Consider the following 20,719-nt stretch of genomic DNA (forward strand, 5'->3'; position numbering starts at 1 on the left):
GTTCGCATTTATAAAGGTGGTGCATTTTTAATTGTGTTATTCAGCATTAGGATGATTGCAATTCATTCAATGAGGGAATAAGCATGAAAAACGGTAAGTTACATCTTCGCCCTATTGCTCTTGCAGTGATGGCTGTTACCGCATTATCTGGCTGTAATGATGACACGACAATCATCGAGCAACCAACACAGGATTCTGCAGTACAAATGCGCGAAGTCTTCACGGATTACAAAAGTGCAATGAAGACTCTAGATAGTACTAATTTCGGTCAAGTTACGGATCAAATGGCTGCATCTCGGCAATCAGTTGACCTACTCTATCTTGATAAACTAGAGATGGTCGATCGAGACGCCTTATCGGATGAAGATAAGATTTATTACGACACCTTCTTGTTCGATCGTAATATCTCTTTACGCGGCGCATCCCTTGCGAATACCCGCTTCGGTAATTTTTCCGTCCCTATTACTCATTTCTATAATTACATCGAGTGGAATGCTGAATATGCAGGCGACAAACAAAAAAATCTTGAAGCATACCGCGATCAAATTCAAGTTATTCGAGAATACACCTCTTGGGTTAACAATCTGAAGGCTCTCTATTCCTTAGGTATTATTGATAGTGCGCAATTGCCAAAAGTGCTTATCACTCGTCTTGTTGATGCCACAAAAGAGACGGTAGCGAAAGATAACTACGCATTACTTAAAGTCGGGCTTAATGACTTAAAAACATTATCTGGTAGCGACTTCACGCCTGAATATGAAAAAGCGGTCGATGACTCAATTGCGGCATTAGGCACATTAATTTCCTTCCTTGAAGGCGATTATTACACTGCGGCTCGTGGTCCTGTTGGTGACATATCAGATACGAACATTGGTTGGGGGGATCTTCCAAATGGCCAAGCTTGGTATCAATGGCAATTAGATAGAAACAGTACGACTGGCAAACCCGCAATGGAACTAAGCCAGCTTGGTGAAGAACTCGTTGCTGATGCAAAAGCTGAGATGGAAAGAGTTGCAGCACTTATTGTTAGTAAACGCGGAGCAAAAATTACCGCAAATTGGCACAATGGAACCAGTGTCGTTAGCCGTGAGTTTGTTATTGATGACGGTAGCGGAAATATTAATCTAAGCGAGTTCTTTGATTATTTAAACAGTGAACAGTTCTTCTACGGCCGCGATGGTCGCACAATCACAGGCACTGAATACGCGACGTTATGTGCAACAGCATCAGATACAAGTGCATGTGAAGCTGCATTAACTGACTACAACATTTTCAAAACTGATGCCAATGATGTTGTCGCTGGATATTTCAAACCAATTCAAGCGGATTATACCGTAGTCCCTACTCCTGCTTCACGAGAAGCTTATGCTGGTGTGGCATCTTATGGTAACAATGAATTTAACTTGAATACCAACCCAAACTACAGCTTACAAAAGTGGAATGTTTCTACTCTACTTCTTCATGAAGCAGCACCTGGACACCACTTTCAAAATGCTTACTCAATTGAGTATCCACCAGCAGATAAACCAGATTACATTAAAGGTGTTTGGTATACGGCTTACGCTGAAGGTTGGGCGCTTTACACTGAATGGCTAGGGTTGGAAATGAAAATTTACGGGACACTTAATGCTGATGGTAAGCCAACATTTGTTGATGCCACAGGTATGTGTAAAACCGGCCTTGATTACACGACCTTCCAAGGTGGTATCTACAACGATGTTGAAGAGTGTAACGCCCTACAGTACTTTGGTAGCTTGAATGAAGCGCAATTACGTAACATGCGCCTTGCGGTAGATACCGGTATCCACGCTAAAGGTTGGAGTATTGAACAAGCTCGTACATATATGAGTGCAAACTCGGCACTGGGTGTCGGCGATATTGAGTCAGAAACTTACCGTTATGCGGCATACGTAGGACAGGCGGTATCTTACAAGTCAGGCTACTTAGTCATAAAAAGTTTGCTTGAAAAAGCTCAGACGGAACTTGGTGACAACTTTGATTGGGCCGCTTTCCATGATCAACTGTTGAAATATGGTGATCAACCGATGGAAGTCGTTGAAACCAGCATCGAGAATTGGATTAAAACACAATAATCCCGACGTACTGTATAAAAAAACAGTTAAAGCCTACTATTCATCGGTAGGCTTTTTTTGTTGTAAGCCTAATCCGTTACAAAATAAAAAACAGTGTATTATTGTCTGTTTTTAGCCCATAATATGGTTATTATTTACTCATTCATAAGCCAATGAAAAACCGTCAGTTACTATTCATTCTACCAATCATTTGCAGTTCTCATGCATTCGCGAGCCAACCAATATACTCGTATGCACAATCGCCAATACACTCAAATGTATTGTCTCTGCAACTTCGTGATTCCAATGCTCTCGCTCCCGGTTCATTTGAAGTAAAATCATCATACAATCAAGCTAGCGTTTGGGCAGAGACTAGTGACTATTTTCTAGATTTCTATCAAAACCAAGCAGATATTGCCATTCTTTGGCAAGTGAATAGCCGCTGGAAATCAGAGGTTGGGTTTAAAAGGATTGTTGCGCGTGATAATGGTTTGGATGAATTAACTCACAACTTCCACGATTTCTTTGGAATTGGTCAGAATGGACGAGATGAAGTTCCTCAAGATCAATTTCATATCTCAATTCCTGAGTTAGGAATTGAAATCAATGATTTTGAAGGGGAAACCCTAACTAATGCATTAACGTCATATAATGAGTACCGTTTCTACTCTGATACTAATCACTCTCTATCCGCTGGGTTCTCCATCTACTATAACTTTGTGAACTCAGGGCCGTTCAAGCGTGACAGCTTTGAGCAAGGTGTTCAGATCAACTACAGCTTCAGAAATGAAAAACATACTTTCCACTCTATGCTTGGCGTGGTTAATCGAAGTTCATCAGACATACCGAATGAACTACTAACTAAGCAAGCTGGAATGTGGGCTGTGGGTTACAACTACGCGTTCAATAATAAGCATAGCGTCATCATTGAATCACACAACTATAGTGGTTGGGCTGAAAGCAACGCTGACTTTTCAGAGCCTTCAAATGAAGTAGTTTTGGGGTATCGTTATAGTTTGGATAGGGTCGCATTGGATTTTTCTATGAGCGAAAACGCACGAAATATGGATAACAGTACCGATATTGCGTTTACTGTTGGTTTACGTTATATCATTTAGATTTATCGTTAGTACATATAACCATACGGCGCGGCTAGTCCCAAAAAACTAACCGCAAATCTTTCATTGGCATTCTTGCTTAGGTACATAACGCTTAGATACGTAAAGCATAGATACATAATGCTTAGGTTCATAATGCTTAGGTTCATAATGCTTTAGTACTAGAAGCTCGGATTTCCAAACATTTAAACTTAAGCACGAGTATTATTGGCCTATTTCACTCAAAGCATAGTTAATTTCTTCAGATGAAAAACCTTTACGGGTCAACATCGCATAGGCCTTGCTTCGTTCTTTATGGTTAGCCACATCGTAGTTTTTCTTTTCTAACTGCTCTAGGCATGATGAGAAAAAATCCACCTCTTCAGTTGAGACCAATTTGTTAATCATCGCATCGAGATCAGTAATGTCAATCTTTCTCTGACGCAGTTCTTGGCGGATGACCGTCAATCCCTTGCCTTTGCGAACGTATTTCAGCACTTCTTTTTCTAGATCAGCTTTGGCTGCCTTGATTTCTAAATTTGATTGCAGCTGTGAAGATTGAGGATGTTGAGCGATGGCCTCTTTTACTTGCGCGTAACTAAAACCTCTTTTTTGGAGCGTCGCTGTTAGCTTTTCTCTACTCATATTGAATTCAGAGTAATAGTTATTGATTCGCTCTGTAACAATGTCTTGTTCGTCTATCTGTTTATCTTCTTTGACTCTTTCAATTGCTTCAGAAATGACATCACTCTTAATGCCCTTTTTCTTCAGCTTCTCTGTAATGTAGCCAGATCCATATTCGCTGAAGAATGAGCGTTCAATAAATTGAATAGCAAAATCATTATCAGATTTTATATATCCGAACCCACGAAGTTTTTCTAAAGTCTCATCAATCCAAGCTTGGTTGTCTGTCTTAACTCGTAATTTTGCTAACAGCTCACTCTCAGTCATATCTCTTTGAGCCAAGTGCCACATGGCGGAGTTCATGACACTTTCAACCCGCGTCGCTTTTCTTACTCTGTTTTGTTCATTGCTCATCGCTTATAAATACCGTTTCCGTGTCGCTACAGGTAAACTCTTGTTATCTCCATCATATATGAGTTCAAGCGGTCAGCAAGTACCAAAACCGTTACAGTCATCGATCTAATTGCGAATTTAGGTCAGAGGTTAACGACACGTTATTGCATCTATCGAAGGTTATCGAATTCCCTAGCTATTAATCAGGTATTTGGTGATTAATCGAAGATACCACTTGCTGTAGTTGCACAGGCAATACTGGTTGAGAAAAGTAATACCCTTGTATCATGTCACATCCAAGTAGTAATAAAGTTTTCAATTGATCTCTTGATTCCACCCCCTCTGCCAAGACTTTAATATCCAGGCTATGAGAAAGGTTAATGATAGACTTTACGACAGTCCTGCTATTTCTATTTTGGTTCATCCCATCAATGAATGACTTATCTATCTTAAGAATATGAGCATCTAAAGTGGTTAAATAGGATAAAGATGAGAAGCCTGTCCCAAAGTCGTCGATAGAGAACTTAAAACCTTCGTGGCTCAGCTTATTTATCACCTTTTTTACTTTATCTGGGTGCTGCATCATTGCAGACTCTGTCACCTCAAACTCTATTTTCCTGATAGGCGCGTTCGTTTCATTTATGATATCCATAATATCTTGGTAGCACTCTTCATGCTCAACTTGATGTATAGATAAATTAATCGAAACACGCCCAGGAAAATCAAAACCTTCATTTTTCCAACGATTTAATTGAGTGCATGTTTCCCTTAGCACCCAAAAACCTATTTTCCGAATCATTCCTCGACTTTCAGCAATGGGAATAAACTCATAAGGTGAAATTGTGCCTAAGTCAGGATCATCCCAACGAAGCAAAGCCTCAGCACCCGCTACTTGCATTGTTTTTAAGTTAACTTTCGGTTGATAAACAAGAAAGAAATCTGCTTTAGTTATCTTCTTCGCTAATAAATATTCACGCTCTAATTTGTTCTTGAGCTTCTGATTAAATTGAAAAATATTTCTATTAGAATTCTTTGACTCATACATAGCAAAGTCAGCGGCGATGAGCAGTTCTTTCATCGAATTACCATCATTAGGCCAAGATGAAAAACCAATACTGGCGCTAATATTTAATTCGCTACCTGCCACTTTAAAATCAGGTACAAGTGAAGCAGTTAAGTGTCGAGCCAATGTTTTTGCACTAAATGAATCTGTATGAATATGAAGGCAGACAAACTCATCGCCACCCACTCTGGCTAAGATATCGTTCAAATTACATTGTTGATTAAATCGTTTAGCCGCTTCAATTAATATTTGATCACCAACTTCATGCCCATAGCCATCATTTATTTCTTTAAAACGATTGAGATCAATAAACAGTATCGAAAAATCAGGCCTATCTTCTTTTGGGATCGTAAACAATCGCTCGACTGCCTTAATAAAATATCGACGGTTTGATAAGTTTGTTAATGAATCTAGATACCCTATTTTATGGCTTCGTGCCTGTTCCGATTTTAATTCAGTGATGTCTCTTTTTTCTGCAAAAAATCCCAATAGATGTTGATCAGTACTTTTAATAGGACTAATTACCGCATGTTCAAAATATTCAGTGCCACTCTTGTGAATATTAATGAACTCACCTTCCCATACCTGTCGATCAACTAATGCTTTTTTGAGGCTGTAATGAGTCTCTTCGGGGGTAAATTTTGATTTCAAAAAACGTGGATTTTTCCCAATTATTTCACACAGTTTATAACCGCTTATGGTTTCAAATTGCTTATTTACATAAACAATTTCGACTTGATTATTGGTTATTAAAATAGCATTAGAACTGTTGTGTAATATAGAAAAAAAGAGTTCACTATCATACCTCAATACTTCAGATAAACGAGAGTTTGAGATTATCTGTTTATAACAAGTAGTCTGATTCATTTCTCTAATCGCATTCACAACTATAAATCCTATACCTTGAGCAACTAATTGCACTGATTCTAAATATGACCACATACAACCAAATGGATGTAGCTAATCAAACTAAGCTTATGAGTTTCACAGCTCTTACATTAGCAATAGTTAAATTACTCAAAATATGAATATGACATTCATTCTAAATTTTACAGAGAAATACACTGAAACGCTAAGGCCCATAATTTTACAGAAAAAACAATTCGAAACTACTTTGTATCAAAAGCAGACAATAGAACTAAACGCATCTTTGACTCAAATCATAAAATTCCAAGCTAATTTATAAATGACAGTACGTAATACTCACTGCTAGTACCCTAATCGCAGAAAACAACCCCACCAAATGCCACTGGATGCACAGCGTTATTAATTGTGATGCAGCAAATATTCAGGGATCAATTCAATTATCACAATCTTTACAATTATTATAAATAACAATGATAGCAATTATCATTCGCATTATGTATTATCTTGCTGGATGAAAAAAGACACGATAAAGGAAAACATATGTCTGCCAAGAAAACCCTTTTAGCCGCTTCTATTTTTGCGGCTGTATCACCCAGTATTTACGCTCAAGATACATCAAACTCCCAAGCCACAATGTTTGATGAGGTTGTTGTTTCAGCGACGAGAACTGAACAAAATCTAAAAGATGTCTCCAGTTCAATTTCGACTGTATCCAGTAATGATATTGACAATACCATGTCGAACAGCATTCAGGATGCATTAAAGTACACTCCAGGCGTGACCGCGAACGGTGGTGGTCGATTTGGGCTATCTGGTTTTACTATTCGAGGGATGAGCGATAGCCGAATCAAAGTGTTGGTTGATGGTGTTCAGCAGCCTACTCCCTATAACCCAGGCGCTAACGAGCAGCGTAAATACCCTAGCAGTATCGAGATCGATACTTTGAAAGTGATTGAGGTGAATAAAGGTCCATCCTCAACTCTTTACGGTTCAGATGCGTTAGGTGGTACGGTATTGATGCAGACGAAAAACCCTGACGACATCTTAAGAACCGACAGCGACGAGAATGCGTTTGAAGCTAAGACTAGCTACAACAGTATCGATTCCAGTTCTAAAACCACTGGTACTTGGGCGATGCGTGAAGCCGATTTAGAAACACTGCTCATGCTCACATATAAAACGGGCAATGAGAGTGAAACTCACAGTAATGGTGCCGACATCGACGGCCCTACTCGCGGTGCATCAAACCCTGCCGATGCTGAAGTGGGTAATTTATTAGCGAAAGCATTTTACAATCTAAATGAATCACATCGAATTGGTGCGATCGTTGAGTATTACACTTCGCAATATGATGAAGATGAATTGTCATATGAAGGCTATACCATCATGCCTGGTTTTAGCTATAAAGATAATTACAACAAAGATACAACCACAAGACTCAGAGTGGGTGTTGAACATAAGTGGACTGCGAATAATTCATATTTTGATACCCTTGAATCGAAACTGAATGTTCAGCAAACCGAGTCCTTATCTGAAAATTACGACACCTCTTACGGTAGCTCACCTTATACATCAGGCCGTCGTATGCGTGAACGTATTGCCAGTGATGATTCAATTCAATTTGATGCACAATTTGATAAATTGGCCGATGTTGGTGACAGTTTCCATCAATTAACCTACGGAATTAGCTATAAAGAAAATAAATTCTCAACGGAAAATACCGACTACAAATATGATTTAGGTACTGTCGCTCCAGGTCATACCGATATGCCCGATGCAACGATGACTCAATACGGAATATTCCTACAAGACCAAGCGTTTTTGTTAAACGAACAACTGGTATTAACAGCAGGGATTCGATATGACTCATTTAAGGCTGAGCCTAAAACGAATGATGGCTTTAGCACTGAGTACCCAGACAGTAAAAACGATGCATTCACAGCAAAATTAGGATCGGTTTACCATTTCAATAATAATTTCAGTGCATTAGCTCAAATAAGCCAAGGGTTTAAAGCTCCAACTCTGCAAGATATGTACTATTTCTATGATAGCGGTGCCGTTATCGATGCTAACCCAGATCTTAAAGCAGAAAGCAGCATCTCTTATGAAGCAGGTATCCGAGCACAATCAACTGCCGCTCAAATAGAGTTAATGGCGTTCTACAATGATTACTCAGACTTTATCAACCAAAAGTATCTTGGCAAAGTAGTTGGTGGTCCGAACGATGGTAAAGAGCATTACACAAAAGAGAATATCGGGTCAGTAGAAATTTACGGTGTTGAACTTAGCTCTACTTTCTTATTAGACGAAGCTTTTGATGCTCCAAAAGGAACCTACTCAAAACTTAGCATTGCATATGCAGAAGGACGAGACAAAGAATCAGGTGACTCCATCGACAGTGTTGCACCATTAACATCGAACCTTGGATTGGGTTATGACTCTGAAAACCACACGTTTGGTACCTTGCTAAATATCAACATGGTTGCAAGCAAAGACAAGTGGGCAAATAGCGGCTACGAAAATATTAATGTTGCAGGTTATACTCTTGTGGACTTAACAGCATATTACCGCCCAATGAATGACCTAACCGTTCGTGGTGGTTTATTCAACGCTTTCGATAAACAGTATTGGTTATATAACGATATGATCGGTGCAGAAGCAGATGATAATGGCCTAGATCGCAAAGCTCAAGCTGGCCGAAACTGGGGTATAGAACTTGATTACAAATTCTAATCTTACGTAAATATTATTGTCTAACCGCTAAATGGCGACCTTTTTAGGTCGCCATTTTTGTATCTATATTGGGTTAAACAATTCTACTATTGCGTTCAACGATACGATTGTAAAACGATAAGATTACTATATATACGAGTTTTCACTTTTATATATCTGTAACCAGTTTACCCTACACCAAATAAAATAAACCCAGGTTTTACCCTGGGTTTATTTTTATATTGCTATTGTTTAATTTGTTAAGCTTTATGCTTTTTATGCCCTTGCTCTAAATGCACAAAATCAACTAAATCATCACCACTAACTTGAAATGCTTGGCCAAAACCTTTCACAAACAAGCCTTGAATAGGTTTCAAGCGGAACATTTTGAAATCCTCTAGAGAGCTTAAACCGTCAATAATATCGCCAAAGTGCGCTTTCATCTTTATCACCGCTTCCTGCCATTTCTCTTCGTCACGAGAAATCAAAATTGCCGTTGCATCAAAGGTTAATCTTTTTCTCGCAAACAATTGCTTCGATGACTCTTCATCTTCGATAATCATCAAGGATACATCTGGGTTTTGTTGTAAATTTCTCGCGTGCCTTGCCACTTCTGATATCAAAATATAGTAACCATCATCCAATAGTACAAACGGCGCATAACTTACATTGGGCTTGTTTTCGCAATCGACAGTTGCGAGTTGTAACGTCTTACGTGAGTCTCTGAACTCCTGAATTTCGGGTTCAAGACGATTTTGTAAACGTTCTTGTTTAACTGCTGAGTTCATTCTATTTCCTTTAAGCTGACTTTTTATTATTTGTATTTTTGTTTAAGTAATGTAAATGCGCTGACCTGTTCTGGAAGAAGTTGACGTTTTTTATCGCGACCTAGATAAATTTTAAATATCGAATCTCCACCCTCATTAAAGAAACCAAAATAATGGCTCTCAGTTCCTCTAAACGGCTTACTGACTAGAGCGATACCTGACACTAAATCCAACTTTAAATGGCCGTGAAGTTCCCCATTTCTACCCATCAAATTGTAGTAGCCGTGTGCCACTTTTCCTTTTGGAAACGGTGCTTTTACTTCAAAAATTGAGCCGAAGGAATGAATGATCGTCGTTACATCACCAAAACCTACTAAGCCTTCCAAAATGTTTTGTGCCTCACCACCTTCAATCATTGTCACCATCTCTTCAGGCAATGACTTAACAACCTCGGCTTCTGAAATGTCTAACTGCTTCGCAATATCACTTGGTAGCAAAGAAGGTTCTTGTTTCAATAACTCTAGTACATCTTTATTCACGGTTAATACTCTTAAATCAATTTATGCGGCGCGAACATTCACGTTCGCTAATGCTGAAATAACGCCTTGCGCCAGCGTTACTGCCCAAAACTCACCGGCTAAGGTCAAGCTTAAATAATCGTTACTTACTTTTACCAAGCCATTTTTCTGCCAATGTAAAAAAAGTGGCATGAGATAACTAAATAGATCTTGTGGTGCATGTTGAAGCAGTAATCGCCTAGACAACACACCACGGTCAAAGCCAGCTTTGATCATCGAATAGAGACCAGATGAAGCTGCAGATTGAGTCATCATTGCGATTGGCATATCTCCCGCTTTGATCGAATCAATATAGCCATCGAGTGTTCTGTGTTGCATTATTCCAACACCACCAACATTGCCACCTGCACCGCATCCGACAGGCAATACTTCCGCTGTTGTTTTGGCCAAACTGTTGTAAATGCTGCGCTCTCTGTTATCTCGAGCCCAGTGATTCACACTCAAACGATTTAGATGATGTTCATTCATAAAATCAACACCATATTTATACATGTAAGCTTTCTCTTCTGTTGATGCAGGTTCCGGAAGTTTTCCTTTTTCAATCAACCCTTTCATCGGCGTTCCGCCCATCTCGATTAACTGATAAAGATCGACCCCATGAGCCCCAGTCTCAAGAAAATCCTCTAAATCTTGCTGCCATATTTCATTGGTTTGGAAAGGAAGCCCATAGAGCAAATCGACAACAATTGGCGCTTGATCTGAATGGCTCAATTCTTGAATTCTATTTAATACGTACTCTTTATCATCCAGTCGCTTGGCTGCTCGCCTTACTTTGGTATTAAAACTCTGCACACCAAATGAAAAACGATTGAAGCCTCCTTCAAGAGATTTATCGAACATTTCATCGTCGAAGCGGTTAATTCGCCCTTCTAATGTCATTTCGCAATCTGTTGTTAAGGGGAAAAGCTGTTGAATCCTCTTCCCTAGTATTTCAATTTGAGTCGCAGTTAAGTCCGTAGGCGTACCACCACCAATGTATACAGCGTGAAATGGCGCTGCTTGAGTCCAAGGTTGTTTTGCTTTCCATTCAAGCTCAATCATTAGCGCTTCAAAATAATCTTCGACAAGCTGCTTGCTCGAGGCGTGTTGGAAAAAATTGCAATATGTGCAACGCACACGACAAAATGGAATATGGACATATAAACATCGATTTGTACTGATGTTTACGGTTTCAGATAATGCGCTTGAAAATCGTGGTTTAAACTCATTTGGTTTAATGGGGATAGCACCACTACCTGCATGCGCTGAGGATTTTCGATCAAAGGAAAAAAGCAGTGGTTCAGGCGTACTTTTTCCTAATATACTCGTAGGTAACTGGCTTAAATCTATTTGTTTGTTCATGAGGTTCTATCTAATTGTCTCGCTCTTTACTGCTAAGAGCTTCGTCATTGTCATTATCATAAATTATTTTTTAATGATAATGCAATTGATAATTGATCTCATTCTTATTATGTTTATAATAATCCCAATAGCATTGATTTATTTTAAACGGAGCTCTTCGTGCTTAACTTTCGTTATCTTACAGCCGCAAGCATATCACTTGTCATTCATACCGCTGTGATTTGGGCTACTCCAGAGAAACAAGCTTTTGCCATGCCTGTTGGAAGCCAGTCTTCGCAAGTTAATATCAAGTTCGTATCCCCAAGTAGACCTGTCGCCCCTGCATCTACTCCGAGCCAACAATCCAAGACACCTGAATCGGTGAAAACGGAAGCAACTAAACCTAAACTGAATAAAAGCAAATCTGTTAAGGCTAAGAAACCTCTAACACCAAAAAAGACCACGACAAAAAAGCCTGCCGTTGAAAAGAAGGTCGTTAAAACTGAGAAGGTAGTTTCAAAAAAACAGACCGCTGAACCAAACCCAAAAACAGTCAAGACTGAGAAAAAAGTCACTGAACCGCAAGCCGAAGCAAAACCAGTCGCCTCTAAATCTGGCGCGACAGAAAAGCCGGAGCTAATCACCAAACCTAGTTTTCTGAAGCGACCAAAAGCCCCTCGTTATCCTCGGATTGCTCAGCGCAAAGGGATTCAAGGGACTGCTTTATATGAGATTTGGCTCAACGAGCACGGAAAACAGGTCAAGCAGCAACTGGTGACCTCTTCAGGAACCCCAATTCTAGATGAGGCCGCACTTAAGGCGATCCGTGGCTGGCAGTTTTCTCCCCAAGTTATTGATGGACAAGCTATTGCACACCGAGTGCAGATCCCTGTTCGATTTTCTTTAAATAAGTAGTATTGGAAACAACATGTTCAATTTTTCACATTTGTATTCGCAGCTCGGCATTGTCGCCTTGCCTCTATTGTGCTGTTCAGTCATCACCCTGGCGCTCTTACTTGAGCGTACGATTCAGTTGCTGATTTATTCTGGCTGCTCACACAAATCCATCCGTAAATCATTAGCTCAACTCGATCCCACGAACGGATCTGGCATTGATTCACTGGTTGATTCACTTAGAAAACGTCGCGCTTTATCTGCGAAGGGAAACGCGATGCTTTTATCGCACCGTCATATCAACAAGGCTCTACGTGAAGATGTGGCTGGCTTATGGCTGCAAGAAAAACGTTATAAGTTACGTTCTGGGCTGAAGATCCTTGGGTTAATTGGCATGATCAGCCCACTATTCGGCCTTTTAGGTACCGTTCTTGGCCTCATTGATATGTTCAAAAGTGTTGCCGCAACCACAGGCTCTATCACTCCAAATATTCTCGCCGACGGATTAGGACTTGCCATGCGAACTACCGCGATTGGTCTGATCATCGCGTTACCTGCTATTTCTAGCGCCCAATTATTGGGACTGTGGGCCGATCGAATCTTAGCGCGGTTAGAACACTCGCTCAATTATACCAACTTGTGGATTGATGGCGTGTTCGTGACTCCATTAACCAATGAAACCAACCTGACGGTTCCCTCGGGGGCGAGTGCATGATTAAACGTCCTCACATCGAGGCGTCAGAATCACAGCAGCCCGATTTAACGCCCCTTTTAGACATCATATTCATTGTAATGGTTTTTCTACTTCTAACCGCGACAGTCAAACTTCAATCTCTGGAAGTGAGCCTACCGTCGGCAGATACCGAGTCCGTTTCTGAGGTTGATAGTCAGTCCATCACCATCAACATATTACAAGAAGATCCCTACTGGGGGTTGAATGGCAAATCCTTTCTGACATGGCAAAGCTTCACTTCGGAACTGCTTGAACAAGTGAAAACCAAGCCGAAGTTTCAAGTCGTCATCGCATCAGACAAAGCCGCTGAAATTCAGCATATGGTTAAATTACTCGCTTTCTTACAAGACAATAATATTAAAGCGACTCAAATTTTAATGGACGAAAAATAGAATGTTCAACAACCTCAAAACATCCCGTAACCTTGCCTCTTTAGTTTTGGCTCTCACATTCATATCTGTACCCTCAGCCGCATTTGCGAAGGAGCGAATTATTAGTGCAGGCAGCGCTGTAACTGAACTGATTTTTGCCCTAGACGCTCAAGAGTCGCTGGTTGCCGTGGATGTCACAAGTAAAATGCCTCAAACCGAAAACATGCCGAAAATTGGCTATCATCGACAGCTGTCTCCAGAAGGACTTTTAGCATTAAAGCCGACGCGCATTATTGGCTCGGATGAAATGGGGCCTCAATCGACACTCGATTTATTGGCGCAGTCATCCATCAATGTCAATGTGGTGAACACCAAGCCTACCATTCAAGGCTTATTAGATCGCATTGATGAGATTGCAAAAATAACCAACCAGACCCAAAAAGCCGCCAGCATCAAAGCAACGGTTAATCAAAAAGTAGCGAAGCTAAATAGCAATATTCCACAGGATAGCAAACAGAAAAAAGTTATCTATTTATTACTTCATGAAGGCAGAGCGCCTTATGTTGCTGGCAAAGAAACCACCATGGATGAGCTTATACGCTTAGCTGGCGGCATAAACCCAGCAAGCGATTCAATCTCATCGTTCAAACCTGTGTCAATGGAAGCCATGCTCTTAATGCAACCAGATGTAATTTTAGTGAGTAATCGCAGCATCAAAAAGCTTGAAGGTATCGACAATATTATCAAGTCAATTCCAACCTTATCATCGACTCCAGCAGGTCAATACAAACAAGTCATCGGAATTAAAGGTTCAGCTTTGGTCGGCGGCTTAGGTCTTGCAACTCTCGACGAAGCAGAACGTCTAAACACCCTTCTATATCAATAAGCTATCACTATGTTGTTAAAGTACATCTCATATTCAAAACTGTTGTGGATAAACGGGGCTCTGCTTCTGTTCATTGCTTTAAGTTCTATCGCAACGGGCCCAATGGCAATTACATTGTTTGATAGCTTCAGTAGCCTTAACCCATGGCTATCGGGCACTCCTGCCCATGTTGATCTCATCATTCACCAAGTTCGTTTGCCAAGAACCTTGCTATGCATGTTGGTCGGAGCAATATTAGCGATATCAGGGGTTGTCATGCAGGGGCTATTTCGTAACCCACTAGCGGAGCCGGGGATTATTGGCGTTTCTGCCGGGGCGGCATTAGGGGCGGCACTTGCGATCGTGCTGTTTTCATCCGTTGCTCAGGAATATCCAATGCTGATGGATTTTGCTGCCGTGCCAGTCTTTGCTTTTCTTGGTGGCGCAATAACGACATTGATAGTCTATCGTCTAGGTACCAGTAAGTTCGGAACGTCGATAACCGTAATGCTATTGGCTGGCGTGGCTATCAGTGCGCTTTCTGGTGCAGGTATCGGTTATTTAAACTTTATTGCCGACGATCAAATGCTACGCGACCTCTCTTTGTGGTCAATGGGATCGCTTGCAGGCGCAAAGTGGACTGATTTAATCTTCGCCTCTGTTGGCCTTCTGATATTGCTAACGATATTCATCAGAAATGCATCTGGCCTCAATGCTCTTCTTCTGGGGGAAGCGGAAGCCAAGCACCTGGGTGTTAATGTTCAGTCACTTAAAAAGCGGATGATCGTACTGAGCGCTGTCGGCGTTGGGATCACTGTCAGTTTATCTGGAATGATCGGATTTATAGGACTCATTATCCCCCACCTTGGACGCATGCTTGCAGGTCCAAACCATAAGACTTTACTTCCTTTGTCGGCCTTACTCGGTGGGTTATTACTGACTGGTGCTGACATGTTTGCAAGAGTTGCGGTCAGCCCGGCAGAGCTTCCAGTAGGGATTGTTACCGCCATCATCGGTGCCCCTTTCTTTTTGTATTTACTGTTCACGCAAAGGGGAAAAATTTAATGAACTCCCATTCAACCGCGATTTCCGCCTCTAATATTTCCTATCAAATAAACAACCAATTGATTTTGGATAATGTCGATATTGAACTTCAATGTGGGCAAGTAACGACCTTACTTGGACCCAATGGTGCAGGAAAAAGCACACTCTTAAAAATTCTGTGTGGCGAGATCGAAAGTAATAGCAATATTCACTATTTTGATCAGCATAAACAGCGTTGGAATAGCCAAAATCTTGCAAAGCAGTTAGGTGTCCTTCCGCAACATAGCACTTTATCTTTCGCTTTTAATGCGCAGGAAGTTGTCGAACTTGGTGGCTTACCCTTAGAGTTGCCGAACAAAGAACTGCAAGCCATAACTTCAAACATGATGGAAAAAACGGGCATTGGTCATTTGGCGCAGAGGCTCTACCCTTCGCTTTCTGGTGGTGAAAAACAGCGAGTTCATCTTGCGAGAGTGCTAACGCAAGTCAGCCAAAGTTCACGTAAGATCATCATGCTTGATGAACCGACCTCTGCATTGGATCTTGCCCACCAACATAATACCCTTCGCTTAGCACGCCAGTTAGCAAATGAGGGGGCTGCGGTCATCATAGTGATGCATGACTTAAATCTAGCAGCGCAATATTCAGATCGAGTCGTGGTGTTAAAAAGTGGCAAGCTTCAGGCCGACGGAACACCTTGGGAGGCGATCACACCCACAATGATTGAACACGTTTATGGTCACCAGACATTTGTTCAATCACATCCTACTCTCGATTTTCCAACGGTTTATGCTATTTAGATAGGTTGCGTCAAATTATGAAGTAATTCACTACACAAGTGCTTGTGTCTAAAACTGAGTTGATCCAATCTAGATAATTACAGTGCGATTTTTTCGCTTCTATGGTTTTCTAGAGTGGTATTCAGCCGATGATTAAGATGTTGATATGCGATTTTGATGGGACTCTTGACGGAGGACCATCAATGGGTGTGACTCAGCTTTCTAATTACCTAAGCGAGCAGCCTGATCTGCATTTTGTCATTGCCACTGGTAGAACGTTACCTTCTATAAAAGAGGGGCTCGCTGGTGATAACTACCTCTCTCCCTATTGCATCATCAGTGATATCGGGACTCAAATTCATCACAATTTTGATGTCGATTTAGCCTGGCAGAATAAGCTCCAATCAACATGGAACAAGCCAAAAGTTGAAGCCGTCATTCAAAACTTCGATTTTTTAGGTCAATGCAGTGAGCAACATCAAAGTCCCTACAAAATCACCATAGAAGGGACGATAAACGAGCATCAATTCGCTGAACTTGAGAGCGCATTAAAAGACAGCGCTATTCACGTTAGTCTTACCTACTCTCATGGATGGTTTCTGGATATTACACCAAAAGGTATTACAAAAGCCGCAGCCATTCATTACCTTTTAGAAAAGAACAATTTAACGCCTGAAGAAGTGTGTGTTGCAGGTGACTCTGCCAATGATACGTCTATGCTCACAATTGACGGCATTAATGCTATTTTAGTCGCTAACCACTACCAAGAAGTGGCTCACCTTAGCAGTAGGGAAAATGTATACACAAGCCAAGCAACTCATGCTCAAGGCGTTTTGGAAGGGTTGAGATATTGGCAAAATTTATCTTAGCATTTACGATTAATGCCCAGTAAATGACTACTGGGCATTAGTGACAACAAAAGCTATCGAATATCTTTAAAAAGGCTTAAAACTCATTGATATCGAGTTAACCGGAAACGATGTTATTCTTGCTTTGCCTCTTGATGATGTTTTGTTAGTTGCTGGTACAGTAAATCTTTTAACTCCATTCTCTGAAGCTTAAGCGTATGCATATTTTCGTCATCAATTGGGCTACCGGAAACTTCAAGTTCACGGATGTTGTAGTCTAATAGATGGTATTTTTGTAAGTCGGCTTTAAATGTAGGGTCATCATGATTGAGCTGAACAATGTCTAATTTAAGATCTGGAAAATCTAAAATAAAGGCATGATTTTCATTGAGCATCGGCATTCCCTCTTCTGATTAATTATTCACAATTATAGAGGTTAATGACCGAGATTTATGTGCCAGTCAGCACAAAGTATTGAATATCATGACGCAATACCTTAAGAATTTCCCTCGAATCAAAAAAGACAATACAAGTAGGCACTCAACATAGGTATATATTGCTATAACGCGCCTATTGTAAATGATCACCAGGATGCCCGAGCCACTTAATCTTCTTAGCTGAGTTTTAAATCCTCTGGCCAGATGAAGTAAGAGCCAAAACGTTTGCTATATTTGTGCTCCCCACCTATAGATTTTCCTTGCTCCGTTAAGCTGTGCTTTCCATCGGTACACGTGAGATATCCCGCTGACGTACATCTATCTAAAAACTCGTTTGTTTTGAGTTTTAGCTTAACCGCTAATTTCGAAGTTGTAATTTTCGCAACAGCCTCTTGCTGCTCTTGAGTATTATCTTGAGAGTGATTGGCCTCAATTTTTTCGAGTGAAATACGAACTTCATCACTAATACGAATAATTCTCTGAGCTTCATCATAAGTATCTCGATAGATTTCTGCATCTTCTGTACGATCAACAAATATGCCCATTTCATTATTATTCACTTGGCTGAATTCATAAAGGTTCAAACTCGTAATGATACAAGACTCTTCATTGATATAACATTTGGCATGTAAATTTTTACAAAAACTGGTACGCACAAAGGACAACTCTTTAAGCCAGTTAATTTCTTCTGGTTGTAACTCACTCTTACCGTAAACGATTCTGATATCAATCTTCATACGATCTTTGTCTTCAAGTAATTCTTTGATCCGATCATTTAGCTTTAAAAAAGGGCTAATCAAAATAAGTCTTTCAGAAGCGTTTTTAATAAGTTCTTCGAGATAATAATTTGTTGCACTGGTATTTAGAAACTTAGCCATTAAACATCCTTTGAATTATTAATTCTTATATTTATCGTCAACTTACTATTTAACCACGCATCAGTACAGCTTGTTGCATATCCAGATCAAATGGAATGGGTTATAAATCACGAATATTTCAGAAATCGAGCAAAATATATACTACGGAGGAAAGCGTCAAATGACTAATTGCTTGGCACTGCTGATGCTAAAGAAGGGGTAATTTCCAAATCAATAAATATCTTCAAACGACCTTCCTAATTAAAGCCCTTTAAATAGCTCCCCTCGATGATATCTAAGGTATGGCTTGTGATCTGGCATGATGTTGAACGACATATCCTCTTTTAAACCAATCACATCTGGCGATTCCAAGTAGCTTGAGATGAGAACCTTTCCGTGATCATCAAAGGAGATGAAACCAAGATCAAAGGCTTTATCTAGGTTGGCTAGAAGCAATAAACCGTTGAACCTGTCTAAGCGTTCCTCGTTGTTAGAGTCTCGCCAAGGTTTAATGTGTGATGCCAATAACAACTGAGTATTACGATAGCCTGTAACGGCACAACCACCCCACATTTGAATCAGTTTGGATCTGAAATGTCCTTGCCCGACCCTTGTATTAACCAAGATGGTCTTTTCGGTTTCAGACAGAGTCTTATCAGTCATAACCTGCTTGATATCTGCATTAACGTCAACTTGGGATAAATCAGCTAAAAACTTGTGATAGTGGGATAAAGCGGCGCTATACATCCCCTTCCCTCTAGAATCACGAATTTGAAACTGTTCCAGTTTTCTTGCCTTCTCTTCATAACTGACAAATTTACGATATGAATTGACATCAGTGAGTGGCACTTCTAATTCACCCTCCTCCATCAACCAATTAGATATCGAACCTCTTATCGCTCCAAGATAATTACTCGCTGTTTTTTCAGACTTTCCAATATCAATCAACCACTGATGATATAGCGTCGCTAAATCCGATAGATTCGAGACAAGTCCCTCTTTTAGCTCATTAGAAACAATATAACTTCTCATATAGCTAAACAGTTCATCGTCAATATACGCATAAGAGACTGCTTTTGCTGAATAGCGACTGGTTGAGGCTTGATCGTAACCTTCATGGTAAGAAAGATACCAAAAGCCTTCACTTCTTAAATGAAAGAAAGGATTTTCGGGTGTGTTTTTATCTTTACTCTGGGCTAGATTATCAAAATGATGAGTGAACTGATCTTTAAGAATTTGATTCAAACAGATTTTGTTGGTTGCTATGTGCCCTGCTTGAATCAAGTCCATAACAGCAAGCAGCATACACACTTTATGAGGACTTTTTTTGCCGCCAGCACTGTTCATTTTCAGGTTTTGAAAGCGCTCTAAATAGTATTCTAATGCCATCAACTGCCCTTATCATTATTAGCGCTTGCGTGTTCTAACACCACGGTTTGCCAAGAAACATTCGTTCTATTCAAAGAATCTGCACCTTTAGCTACATGACATACAGCCAGTCTTGAAACTACACTTAATTTCTCTAGCTGTTCGACAGAAACGTTGTAAGCATTGCGTCCATCATCAAAACCACCATGGCGCAATGTGATAATCAGTTTTCCATTATCAGAAAGAAGTTCAGACAGTACGACAAGCGACTCTTCACGTTCCATTGAATTTAAGTGCATCCATACTGCTGAAACCAAAATCAAATTATATTGCTGACATACGTTTCTTGTGTTGGCTAAAGCAGGTAATGAATCATCTAACCACTGAATTTGAGAGGAGGAGTTTGAGGTTCCTAATTGACGAAATTCACTTGCTGGTTCAACGGCTATAACCGAGCAACCTTGCTTTGCAAACCATCTAGCATCACGCCCTGAGCCTGCACCGATATCAAGAACCTTTGCATCTCTACAAGGCCAATACATAGACCACGAACCGTGAACATTTTCAAATGCTAAAGAGTCATATTTTGTGGCTAGCTGAACAGCGTTTTTGTTGTAAAAAGAAGTATTTATCGACATAAACCAACCCATATATCAATTAGACTTGATAATATATCGGTTGGTTGCATATGACGATTAAGTATTAGAAAAGCATTAGTAATTGTGATGAGTATCGCGCAATTTCGACCAGCTGATTGGAAATAAACAATGTTTGAGACTAAATTGATCCGTAAAGCAAACCACAACAGTTAGCTAAGCATCTAATAAAACAAGAAATTACAGGTACAAAAAAGCCCACACTAGGTGGGCTTTCTTTTTGAATTTGGTGCCCGCTACTGGACTCGAACCAGTGACACCTTGCATGTCATGCAAGTACTCTAACCAACTGAGCTAAGCGGGCTTTCCCTTGGGAACGAGATAGATAATAGCGACTGTTCCCTATCCGTGCAAGCATAAATTCACAGTTTTTG

Annotated in this window: 19 protein-coding genes and 1 tRNA gene; 10 read left to right on the forward strand and 10 right to left on the reverse strand. The window is 40.3% G+C overall.

Features of this window, described 5'->3' with window-relative positions:
• Nucleotides 1–83 precede the first annotated feature (83 nt).
• Together L4C39_RS13900 and L4C39_RS13905 are read left to right on the forward strand one after the other, a co-directional pair.
• Nucleotides 84–2,093, forward strand: coding sequence for a DUF885 domain-containing protein (locus L4C39_RS13900; protein WP_429746454.1), 2,010 nt, complete (start codon nt 84–86; stop codon nt 2,091–2,093).
• Nucleotides 2,094–2,245: 152 nt separating this feature from the next.
• The gene (locus L4C39_RS13905) at nt 2,246–3,190 is read left to right on the forward strand and encodes a DUF3187 family protein (RefSeq protein WP_429746456.1); all 945 of its coding nucleotides are present in this window, start codon (nt 2,246–2,248) and stop codon (nt 3,188–3,190) included.
• A 204-nt stretch (nt 3,191–3,394) separates the two neighbouring features.
• Here L4C39_RS13905 and L4C39_RS13910 read toward each other — a convergent pair whose 3' ends face one another.
• Both L4C39_RS13910 and L4C39_RS13915 read right to left on the reverse strand, forming a co-directional pair.
• Nucleotides 3,395–4,156 (reverse strand): recombinase A, encoded by a 762-nt coding sequence (locus tag L4C39_RS13910; RefSeq protein ID WP_429746568.1) that lies wholly within the window; start codon nt 4,154–4,156, stop codon nt 3,395–3,397.
• 229 nt (nt 4,157–4,385) lie between these two features.
• Nucleotides 4,386–6,170 carry a sensor domain-containing protein gene (locus L4C39_RS13915; RefSeq protein WP_261889423.1) on the reverse strand — a complete coding sequence of 595 codons (1,785 nt, stop codon included), beginning with the start codon at nt 6,168–6,170 and terminating at the stop codon, nt 4,386–4,388.
• 486 nt (nt 6,171–6,656) lie between these two features.
• Between L4C39_RS13915 and L4C39_RS13920 the strand changes: the two genes are divergently transcribed.
• Entirely contained in the window at nt 6,657–8,849 is a 2,193-nt protein-coding gene (locus L4C39_RS13920; protein ID WP_429746458.1) for a TonB-dependent hemoglobin/transferrin/lactoferrin family receptor, read from the forward strand.
• 239 nt (nt 8,850–9,088) lie between these two features.
• Here L4C39_RS13920 and hutZ read toward each other — a convergent pair whose 3' ends face one another.
• From hutZ to hutW, 3 genes are read right to left on the reverse strand one after another with little or no spacing between them, the layout of a single operon-like run.
• The gene (hutZ, locus tag L4C39_RS13925; RefSeq protein WP_429746460.1) at nt 9,089–9,616 is read right to left on the reverse strand and encodes a heme utilization protein HutZ; all 528 of its coding nucleotides are present in this window, start codon (nt 9,614–9,616) and stop codon (nt 9,089–9,091) included.
• A gap of 26 nt (nt 9,617–9,642) precedes the next feature.
• Complete coding sequence (gene hutX, locus L4C39_RS13930) at nt 9,643–10,134, reverse strand: heme utilization cystosolic carrier protein HutX (protein WP_136994607.1); 492 nt, start codon at nt 10,132–10,134, stop codon at nt 9,643–9,645.
• Nucleotides 10,135–10,155: 21 nt separating this feature from the next.
• Entirely contained in the window at nt 10,156–11,514 is a 1,359-nt protein-coding gene (hutW, locus tag L4C39_RS13935) for a heme anaerobic degradation radical SAM methyltransferase ChuW/HutW (protein WP_429746462.1), read from the reverse strand.
• Nucleotides 11,515–11,673: 159 nt separating this feature from the next.
• Between hutW and L4C39_RS13940 the strand changes: the two genes are divergently transcribed.
• The 7 genes from L4C39_RS13940 to L4C39_RS13970 all read left to right on the forward strand — a co-directional run bounded on the left by L4C39_RS13940 (nt 11,674) and on the right by L4C39_RS13970 (nt 17,048).
• Nucleotides 11,674–12,408, forward strand: coding sequence for an energy transducer TonB (locus tag L4C39_RS13940; RefSeq protein WP_429746464.1), 735 nt, complete (start codon nt 11,674–11,676; stop codon nt 12,406–12,408).
• Between the two features lie 13 nt (nt 12,409–12,421).
• Nucleotides 12,422–13,102: a MotA/TolQ/ExbB proton channel family protein gene (locus L4C39_RS13945; RefSeq protein WP_429746466.1), complete on the forward strand. Its 681-nt coding sequence runs from the start codon at nt 12,422–12,424 to the stop codon at nt 13,100–13,102.
• A complete protein-coding gene (locus L4C39_RS13950) occupies nt 13,099–13,512 on the forward strand; it encodes an ExbD/TolR family protein (protein WP_429746468.1) in 414 nt (137 codons plus the stop codon). The genes L4C39_RS13945 and L4C39_RS13950 overlap by 4 nt, the downstream gene beginning before the upstream one ends.
• Nucleotide 13,513: 1 nt before the next feature.
• Nucleotides 13,514–14,377: a heme/hemin ABC transporter substrate-binding protein gene (locus L4C39_RS13955; RefSeq protein WP_429746470.1), complete on the forward strand. Its 864-nt coding sequence runs from the start codon at nt 13,514–13,516 to the stop codon at nt 14,375–14,377.
• A 9-nt stretch (nt 14,378–14,386) separates the two neighbouring features.
• Nucleotides 14,387–15,421 carry a FecCD family ABC transporter permease gene (locus tag L4C39_RS13960; RefSeq protein ID WP_136994595.1) on the forward strand — a complete coding sequence of 345 codons (1,035 nt, stop codon included), beginning with the start codon at nt 14,387–14,389 and terminating at the stop codon, nt 15,419–15,421.
• Nucleotides 15,421–16,200: a heme ABC transporter ATP-binding protein gene (locus L4C39_RS13965; RefSeq protein ID WP_429746472.1), complete on the forward strand. Its 780-nt coding sequence runs from the start codon at nt 15,421–15,423 to the stop codon at nt 16,198–16,200. The genes L4C39_RS13960 and L4C39_RS13965 overlap by 1 nt, the downstream gene beginning before the upstream one ends.
• A 128-nt stretch (nt 16,201–16,328) precedes the next feature.
• On the forward strand, nt 16,329–17,048 hold the full coding sequence (locus L4C39_RS13970; RefSeq protein ID WP_429746474.1) for an HAD-IIB family hydrolase: 720 nt from the start codon (nt 16,329–16,331) through the stop codon (nt 17,046–17,048).
• Nucleotides 17,049–17,161: 113 nt separating this feature from the next.
• Here L4C39_RS13970 and L4C39_RS13975 read toward each other — a convergent pair whose 3' ends face one another.
• The 5 genes from L4C39_RS13975 to L4C39_RS13995 all read right to left on the reverse strand — a co-directional run bounded on the left by L4C39_RS13975 (nt 17,162) and on the right by L4C39_RS13995 (nt 20,649).
• The gene (locus L4C39_RS13975) at nt 17,162–17,422 is read right to left on the reverse strand and encodes an HP1242/YdcH family protein (protein ID WP_017051631.1); all 261 of its coding nucleotides are present in this window, start codon (nt 17,420–17,422) and stop codon (nt 17,162–17,164) included.
• A gap of 218 nt (nt 17,423–17,640) precedes the next feature.
• Nucleotides 17,641–18,342: a phospholipase D family protein gene (locus L4C39_RS13980; RefSeq protein ID WP_017051632.1), complete on the reverse strand. Its 702-nt coding sequence runs from the start codon at nt 18,340–18,342 to the stop codon at nt 17,641–17,643.
• Between the two features lie 240 nt (nt 18,343–18,582).
• Entirely contained in the window at nt 18,583–19,710 is a 1,128-nt protein-coding gene (locus L4C39_RS13985; RefSeq protein WP_429746476.1) for an HNH endonuclease, read from the reverse strand.
• Complete coding sequence (locus L4C39_RS13990; RefSeq protein ID WP_429746478.1) at nt 19,710–20,327, reverse strand: class I SAM-dependent methyltransferase; 618 nt, start codon at nt 20,325–20,327, stop codon at nt 19,710–19,712. Before L4C39_RS13990 ends, L4C39_RS13985 begins: the two co-directional genes overlap by 1 nt.
• A gap of 245 nt (nt 20,328–20,572) precedes the next feature.
• A tRNA-Val gene (locus tag L4C39_RS13995) sits at nt 20,573–20,649 on the reverse strand.
• Nucleotides 20,650–20,719: the final 70 nt, after the last annotated feature.

Source organism: Vibrio clamense (assembly GCF_050337905.1).
Taxonomy (GTDB): domain Bacteria; phylum Pseudomonadota; class Gammaproteobacteria; order Enterobacterales; family Vibrionaceae; genus Vibrio; species Vibrio cortegadensis.

Coding starts and splice junctions, on each gene's coding strand:
- L4C39_RS13900 (WP_429746454.1), top strand. CDS start 84: ATGAAAAACGGTAAGTTACATCTTCGCCCTATTGCTCTTGCAGTGATG.
- L4C39_RS13905 (WP_429746456.1), top strand. CDS start 2,246: ATGAAAAACCGTCAGTTACTATTCATTCTACCAATCATTTGCAGTTCT.
- L4C39_RS13910 (WP_429746568.1), bottom strand. CDS start 4,156: ATGAACTCCGCCATGTGGCACTTGGCTCAAAGAGATATGACTGAGAGT.
- L4C39_RS13920 (WP_429746458.1), top strand. CDS start 6,657: ATGTCTGCCAAGAAAACCCTTTTAGCCGCTTCTATTTTTGCGGCTGTA.
- hutZ (WP_429746460.1), bottom strand. CDS start 9,616: ATGAACTCAGCAGTTAAACAAGAACGTTTACAAAATCGTCTTGAACCC.
- hutW (WP_429746462.1), bottom strand. CDS start 11,514: ATGAACAAACAAATAGATTTAAGCCAGTTACCTACGAGTATATTAGGA.
- L4C39_RS13945 (WP_429746466.1), top strand. CDS start 12,422: ATGTTCAATTTTTCACATTTGTATTCGCAGCTCGGCATTGTCGCCTTG.
- L4C39_RS13950 (WP_429746468.1), top strand. CDS start 13,099: ATGATTAAACGTCCTCACATCGAGGCGTCAGAATCACAGCAGCCCGAT.
- L4C39_RS13955 (WP_429746470.1), top strand. CDS start 13,514: ATGTTCAACAACCTCAAAACATCCCGTAACCTTGCCTCTTTAGTTTTG.
- L4C39_RS13960 (WP_136994595.1), top strand. CDS start 14,387: ATGTTGTTAAAGTACATCTCATATTCAAAACTGTTGTGGATAAACGGG.
- L4C39_RS13965 (WP_429746472.1), top strand. CDS start 15,421: ATGAACTCCCATTCAACCGCGATTTCCGCCTCTAATATTTCCTATCAA.
- L4C39_RS13970 (WP_429746474.1), top strand. CDS start 16,329: ATGATTAAGATGTTGATATGCGATTTTGATGGGACTCTTGACGGAGGA.
- L4C39_RS13975 (WP_017051631.1), bottom strand. CDS start 17,422: ATGCTCAATGAAAATCATGCCTTTATTTTAGATTTTCCAGATCTTAAA.
- L4C39_RS13980 (WP_017051632.1), bottom strand. CDS start 18,342: ATGGCTAAGTTTCTAAATACCAGTGCAACAAATTATTATCTCGAAGAA.
- L4C39_RS13985 (WP_429746476.1), bottom strand. CDS start 19,710: ATGGCATTAGAATACTATTTAGAGCGCTTTCAAAACCTGAAAATGAAC.
- L4C39_RS13990 (WP_429746478.1), bottom strand. CDS start 20,327: ATGTCGATAAATACTTCTTTTTACAACAAAAACGCTGTTCAGCTAGCC.